The 6,720-nt window shown below is 68.0% G+C and carries 5 protein-coding genes; all 5 read left to right on the top strand.

Going from position 1 to position 6,720, the window contains the following annotated elements:
- Window positions 1-437 precede the first annotated feature (437 nt).
- The 5 genes from CCS38_RS13360 to CCS38_RS13340 all read left to right on the top strand — a co-directional run bounded on the left by CCS38_RS13360 (window position 438) and on the right by CCS38_RS13340 (window position 6,607).
- Window positions 438-1,436 (top strand): ABC transporter permease, encoded by a 999-nt coding sequence (locus CCS38_RS13360; RefSeq protein ID WP_223733456.1) that lies wholly within the window; start codon window positions 438-440, stop codon window positions 1,434-1,436.
- Window positions 1,437-1,513: 77 nt separating this feature from the next.
- On the top strand, window positions 1,514-3,265 hold the full coding sequence (locus tag CCS38_RS13355) for an ABC transporter substrate-binding protein (RefSeq protein WP_223733455.1): 1,752 nt from the start codon (window positions 1,514-1,516) through the stop codon (window positions 3,263-3,265).
- A gap of 71 nt (window positions 3,266-3,336) precedes the next feature.
- On the top strand, window positions 3,337-4,347 hold the full coding sequence (locus tag CCS38_RS13350; protein WP_223733454.1) for an ABC transporter permease: 1,011 nt from the start codon (window positions 3,337-3,339) through the stop codon (window positions 4,345-4,347).
- 32 nt (window positions 4,348-4,379) lie between these two features.
- Complete coding sequence (locus CCS38_RS13345; protein WP_223733462.1) at window positions 4,380-5,519, top strand: ABC transporter ATP-binding protein; 1,140 nt, start codon at window positions 4,380-4,382, stop codon at window positions 5,517-5,519.
- Window positions 5,516-6,607: an ABC transporter ATP-binding protein gene (locus tag CCS38_RS13340; protein ID WP_372457061.1), complete on the top strand. Its 1,092-nt coding sequence runs from the start codon at window positions 5,516-5,518 to the stop codon at window positions 6,605-6,607. Before CCS38_RS13345 ends, CCS38_RS13340 begins: the two co-directional genes overlap by 4 nt.
- Window positions 6,608-6,720: the final 113 nt, after the last annotated feature.

Here is a 6,720-nt window from a genome sequence, read left to right as displayed (position 1 = left end):
CCTACGGCTATGGCTACCCCCGCCCCTACTGAGGTCACGCGCGCCTCCATCACGGCGTGAAAGTGTCGTCGCCCCTCCCGCCGACGTGTGCCGAATTGCCCTCCTGTGTACCGTCGTTGACGCCAGCTTCGGGCGGGGGCGCGAACCGCTGAGCCGTCCCGGATGTCCGTATAACGGAATGCCGTGGAGCACATCACAGTTGCGCATCCTTTCCCCGGCAGGGCTGGTGACTGATCGCGACTCGGATGAAGACTCCCGCAGCAGGGTCTGGACCCTGTGTGCGACGGGCAACTCCACCGCTGTCGCGCGGACATCCGAAAAACGCTGAGCTGCAAGACCTCCGGACGTCCGCCGGCGCGCACACCAGTGATGTGAACCGAGCCGCCGACGCGGCGGACGTGGGCCGGCCAAGCGCGGCCGAGAGGGGTCTAAGGCACGTGACCGCACCGATCGAGACCACCGGGGCGGCTGCCGAGGCGCAGCCGGAAGCGGTGCTGGAAGGCGTGTCGAGCAAGCGGATCGAGGGCCGCTCGCTCGGTCAGATCGCCTGGTTGCGCTTCAAACGCGACAAGGTCGCGGTGGCCGGCGCCATCGTTGTCATCCTCCTCGTCGTGATCGCGGCGCTCTCCCGGCCTCTGCAGTCGCTCCTCGGCCTGGACCCGAACGAGCCGAATCAGTCGCTGATCGACCCCAACACCACCCTGCCGCTCGGCGACTTCGGCGGCATGAGCGCGGACCACCCGCTCGGCGTGGACCCCAAGTTCGGCCGCGACCTGCTCGCGCGGGTCCTGGAGGGCTCCTGGGTCTCGCTGATCGTGGCGTTCGGCGCGACGCTGCTGTCGGTGGCGATCGGCACGGTCCTCGGCGTGGTGGCGGGCTACTACCGCGGCCGGGTGGACGCGGTGATCAGCCGGATGATGGACGTCTTCCTGGCGTTCCCGCTGCTGCTCTTCGCCATCGCCATCTCCGCCTCGCTGCAGGGCGGCGCCTTCGGCCTCGAGGGCCTGCCGCTGCACATCTCGGTCCTGATCTTTGTGATCGGCTTCTTCAACTGGCCGTACATGGGCCGCATCGTGCGGGCCCAGACGCTGTCGCTGCGGGAGCGCGAATTCGTCGACGCGGCCCGGGGGATGGGCGCACGCGGACCGTTCATCCTCTTCCGGGAGCTGCTGCCGAACCTGGTGGGGCCCATCGTCGTGTACTCCACGCTGCTGATCCCCTCGAACATCCTCTTCGAGGCGGCGCTCAGCTTCCTCGGCGTCGGCATCCAGCCTCCCCAGTCCTCCTGGGGCGGAATGCTGAACCAGGCGGTCAAGTACTACGAGGTCGACCCCCAGTACATGCTCGTCCCCGGCCTCGCGATCTTCGTCACCGTACTCGCGTTCAACCTGCTCGGTGACGGCCTGAGGGACGCGCTGGACCCGCGCAGCCGCTGACGCCGCTCCGGCAGCGCCCGGGCGGTCCCGGCTAGTTCCACCGAAGTTTCCGACGAACGAAGGGGAAACCGAGCATCATGCGAAGGTCAGTTCCGGTCGCGGCGATCGCGGCCATATCCAGTGCGGGCCTTTTGCTGGCCGGCTGCAGTGGCGGCAAGAACGCCAACGGAGGCGAGTCCGCGGCGAACGCCGCGACGAAGGGCATCGTCAACACCTCGGACGCGAAGGGCGGGACGCTCAACTACGCGATCAGCGACGCCCCCGAGTCCTTCGACCCGGGCAACACCTACTACGCCTTCATCTACAACTTCAGCCGTCTCTACGCGCGTCCGCTCACCACTTTCAAGCCGGCCCCCGGCGAGAAGGGCAACGAGCTGGTGCCGGACCTCGCCGAGTCGATGGGCAAGCCCTCCGACGGCGGCAAGACCTGGACGTACAAGCTCCGCAAGGGCGTGAAGTACGAGGACGGCAAGCCCGTCACCTCGCAGGATGTGAAGTACGCGGTGGAGCGCTCCAACTTCGCGCGCGACACCCTCTCGCTCGGCCCGAACTACTTCCAGCAGTTCCTGAAGGACGAGGGCAAGTACAAGGGTCCGTACAAGGACAAGTCCAAGGCCGGGCTGAAGTCGATCGAGACGCCGGACGACCACACGATCGTCTTCCGCCTGAAGAAGCCGTTCGCGGAGTTCGACTACCTGGTGTCCGCGCCGCAGACCGCGCCGGTCCCGCAGGCCAAGGACAAGGGCGCCGACTACACCAAGTCGGTGGTCTCCAGCGGCTCGTACAAGTTCCAGAGCTACCAGGAGGGCAAGCAGCTCGTCCTGGTCCGCAACCCGCAGTGGTCCGCCAAGACGGACCCGCTGCGCAAGCAGCTCCCGGACAAGGTCGTCCTGAAGATGAAGGTCGCCCAGTCGACCATCGACAAGGACCTCCAGTCCGGCAACACCCATATCGACCTCGCCGGGCGCGGCGTGGACGGCCAGACCCAGGCCCAGCTGCTGACCGACCCCAAGCTCAAGGCCAACACGGACAACGCGCTCGGCCAGCGGCTGGTCTACACGGCGATCAACTCCAAGGTGAAGCCGTTCGACAAGCTCGCCTGCCGCCAGGCCGTGCAGTACGCGATCGACAAGCGCGCCGTGCAGACCTCGCTCGGCGGCCCGATCCGCGGTGACATCGCGTCCACCGTCCTGCCGACCGACATCGCCGGGTACCAGAAGTTCGACATGTACCCGCAGAAGTACGACGCCAAGGACAATCTGGACCTGACCGAGGCGAAGAAGAAGTGGAAGGAGTGCGGGGCCGGCAAGACCGACACCACCATCCTCGCCCGCTCCGACCGCCAGGACGAGGTCGACGCGGCCACCACCGTCATCGACTCGCTGAAGAAGATCGGCATCAACGCCAAGATCCAGCAGTACCCGACGAGCAAGTACTTCTCGGACTACGCCGGTGTGCCGAAGTTCAACAAGAAGAACAACGTCGGTCTGATCATGATGCAGTGGGGTTCGGACTTCCCGACCGGCTACGGCTACCTGCAGCAGATCCTGAACGGCAAGGCGATCAGCCAGTCCGGCAACACCAACCTCTCCGAGCTGGACAACCCGGAGATCAACAAGCTGCTCGACTCCGCCATCGCCGACACCGACCAGGCCGCGCGCGAGAAGGCGTACGCCGAGATCGACAAGAAGACGATGGAGCAGGCGGTGATCGTGCCGCTGACCTACTTCAAGGTGCTGATGTACCGCTCGCCGGAGGCCACGAACCTGGTGTCCACCTCGGCCTTCAGCGGTCAGTACGACTACCTCAACGTCGGCATCAAGAAGTAGCAGCCCCGGAAGGCAGGTGAAGGCATTGGTGCCCGCCGGCGGCGGCCGGCGGGCACCGACGCCGCAGTCCCGTGTTCTCGTACATCATCCGCAGGTTGATCAGCGCAGTGATCCTGCTGCTGATCGTCAGCGCGGTCACCTTCGGCATCTTCTTCCTGCTGCCGAAGCTGGCCGGGCAGTCCTCCGACCAGCTCGCGCAGCAGTACATCGGCAAGGCCCCCACCGCCGCGGACATCGCCGCGGTGAAGAAGAACCTCGGCTTGGACAAGCCGGTGTACGAGCAGTACTGGGACTTCCTCAAGGGCATCTTCGCCGGCGTCGACTACAAGTTCGGCCCCGACGTGGCGACCTGCCACCGGCCGTGTTTCGGCTACTCCTTCAAGACCCACATCGAGGTCTGGCCCGAGATCCAGTCCCGGCTCCCGGTGACGCTGTCGCTGGCCGCCGGTGCCGCGGTGGTCTGGGTCGTCTCCGGCGTCGCCACCGGCGTGCTCTCCGCGCTGCGCCCCGGCTCCCTCTTCGACCGGGCGGCGATGGGCGTGGCCCTGGCCGGCGTCTCGCTCCCCATGTTCTTCACCGGCGCCCTGGCGCTGGCCCTGTTCACGTACCAATGGCCGATCTTCGAGCGCAGTGATTACGTGCCGCTGCTGGAGGACCCGTTCGCCTGGGCGCGCACGCTCGTCCTGCCCTGGGTCACCCTGGCGTTCCTCTACTCGGCGCTGTACGCCCGGCTCACCCGGGCCGGCATGCTGGAGACGCTGAACGAGGACTACATCCGTACCGCACGGGCCAAGGGCCTGCGCGAGCGCAAGGTCGTCGTCCGGCACGGCCTGCGCGCCGCGCTCACCCCGATCATCACCGTCTTCGGCATGGACCTCGGCCTGCTGCTCGGCGGCGCGCTCATCACCGAGCAGGTCTTCTCCCTCCAGGGCGTGGGCGCCTTCGCCGTCCAGGCGATCACCGCCAACGACCTGCCCAACATCCTCGGCGTCACCCTGCTCGCCGCCTTCTTCATCGTCCTGTGCAACCTGGTGGTGGACGTCCTGTACGCCGCCGTCGACCCCCGGGTGAGGCTCTCGTGACCGACTCCGACGACCTGACGAAGACCACCGCAGTGACGGATGTGGCAGCGGCCCCGGCGGCGATCGCCGAGCCGGTCGCGGAGGGCGGCGCGGCCCCCACCGCGTTCCTCGAAGTACGCGATCTGAAGGTGCACTTCCCGACCGACGACGGCGTCGTGAAGTCCGTCGACGGGCTCTCCTTCCAGCTGGAGAAGGGGAAGACACTCGGCATCGTGGGCGAGTCGGGGTCCGGCAAGTCCGTGACCTCCCTCGCCGTGATGGGCCTGCACCGGGCCTCCCGGCAGCAGCGCAGCAAGGTGCGGATGTCCGGCGAGATCTGGCTGGACGGCCAGGAGCTGATCGGCGCCGACCCCGACGACGTACGGCGGCTGCGCGGCCGCCAGATGGCGATGATCTTCCAGGACCCGCTGTCCGCGCTGCATCCCTTCTACTCGGTCGGCAACCAGATCGTGGAGGCGTACCGCGTCCACCACGACGTCGACAAGAAGACCGCTCGCAAGCGCGCGATCGAGATGCTGGACCGGGTGGGCATCCCGCAGCCCGACAAGCGGGTGGACGACCATCCGCACCAGTTCTCCGGCGGCATGCGGCAGCGCGCGATGATCGCGATGGCGCTGGTCAACAACCCCGAGCTGCTGATCGCCGACGAGCCGACCACCGCGCTGGACGTCACCGTCCAGGCGCAGATCCTGGACCTGATCCGGGACCTGCAGAAGGAGTTCGGCTCGGCGGTCGTCATCATCACCCACGACCTGGGCGTGGTCGCCGAGCTCGCGGACGACCTGCTGGTGATGTACGGCGGGCGGTGCGTGGAGCGCGGCCCCGCCGAGAAGGTCTTCTACGAGCCGCAGCACCCCTACACCTGGGGCCTGCTCGGCTCGATGCCCCGCATCGACCGCGAGCAGACCGACCGCCTGATCCCGGTCAAGGGCGCCCCGCCCAGCCTGATCAACGTCCCCTCCGGCTGTGCCTTCAACCCGCGCTGCCCGTACGCGGACATCCCGAAGGACAACCTCACCCGCACCGTCCGCCCCGAGCTGCGCCAGGTTGGCAATGGGGGCACCCCCGCCAATGAGGGCGTAGCCGGTGGGGGAGGCCACTTCTCCGCCTGCCACATGTCGCAGGAGGAGCGGGAGCGGATCTGGACCGAAGAGATTGCGCCGAAGCTGTGACCGAGACGACTGACGAGAACACGAAGACGGCGCTCGCGGATTCCGGTGCCGCGGCGGCCGGGCCCCTGCTGAAGGTGCGCGGCCTGGTCCGGCACTTCCCGATCACCAAGGGCCTGCTCAAGCGCCAGGTCGGAGCCGTACAGGCGGTCGACGGCATCGACTTCGAGGTGTACCCGGGCGAGACGCTGGGCGTGGTCGGCGAGTCCGGCTGCGGCAAGTCCACGATGGGCCGGCTGATCACGCGGCTGGACGAGCCGACCGGCGGCTCGATCGAGTTCGAGGGCCGGGACATCACGCATCTGTCGACCGGTGGGATGCGCCCGATGCGCCGCGACGTCCAGATGATCTTCCAGGACCCGTACGGCTCGCTGAACCCGCGGCACACCATCGGCGGCATCATCGGCACCCCCTTCCGGCTCCAGGGCGTCGAGCCCGAGGGCGGCGTGAAGAAGGAGGTGCAGCGGCTGCTGGAGCTGGTGGGCCTGAGCCCGGAGCACTACAACCGGTACCCGCACGAGTTCTCCGGCGGCCAGCGGCAGCGCATCGGCATCGCCCGCGCGCTCGCCCTCAAGCCCAAGCTGGTGGTCGCCGACGAGCCGGTCTCCGCGCTGGACGTCTCCATCCAGGCCCAGGTCGTGAACCTGATGGACGACCTCCAGGAGGAGCTGGGCCTGACGTACGTGATCATCGCGCACGACCTGTCGGTCATCCGGCACGTCTCGGACCGGATCGCGGTGATGTACCTCGGCAAGATCGTCGAGCTGGCGGACCGCGACTCGCTGTACAGGGCGCCGATGCACCCGTACACCAAGGCGCTGCTCTCCGCCGTCCCCGTACCGGACCCCAAGCGGCGCACCCAGCGCGACCGCATCCTGCTCAAGGGCGACGTCCCCTCGCCGATCAACCCGCCCTCGGGCTGCCGCTTCCGCACCCGCTGCTGGAAGGCGACGGAGGTCTGCACGACGACGGAGCCGCCGCTGGTGGCGCTGCGCACGGGCCACCAAGTGGCGTGCCACCACCCGGAGAACGCGCCGGACCAGGCTCCGGAGGAGGCTCCCGGCAAGGTGTCGAAGGCCGCTCCGAAGTAGCGCGGGGGAGTGCCGCCGGGCGCCGGGCAGCAGTCCGGTGACCGGCGGCCAGGACGCCTCCACCAGTGGGCAAGACGCCTCTACCAGCCGGTAATAATTCCGTGTACCGTGCA

Origin of the sequence: Streptomyces purpurogeneiscleroticus, from assembly GCF_020024005.1 — a bacterium.
GTDB lineage: Bacteria > Actinomycetota > Actinomycetes > Streptomycetales > Streptomycetaceae > Streptomyces > Streptomyces purpurogeneiscleroticus.
Note: the sequence above shows the minus strand (reverse complement) of the source record. Positions and strands in the feature narration are given on the sequence as shown.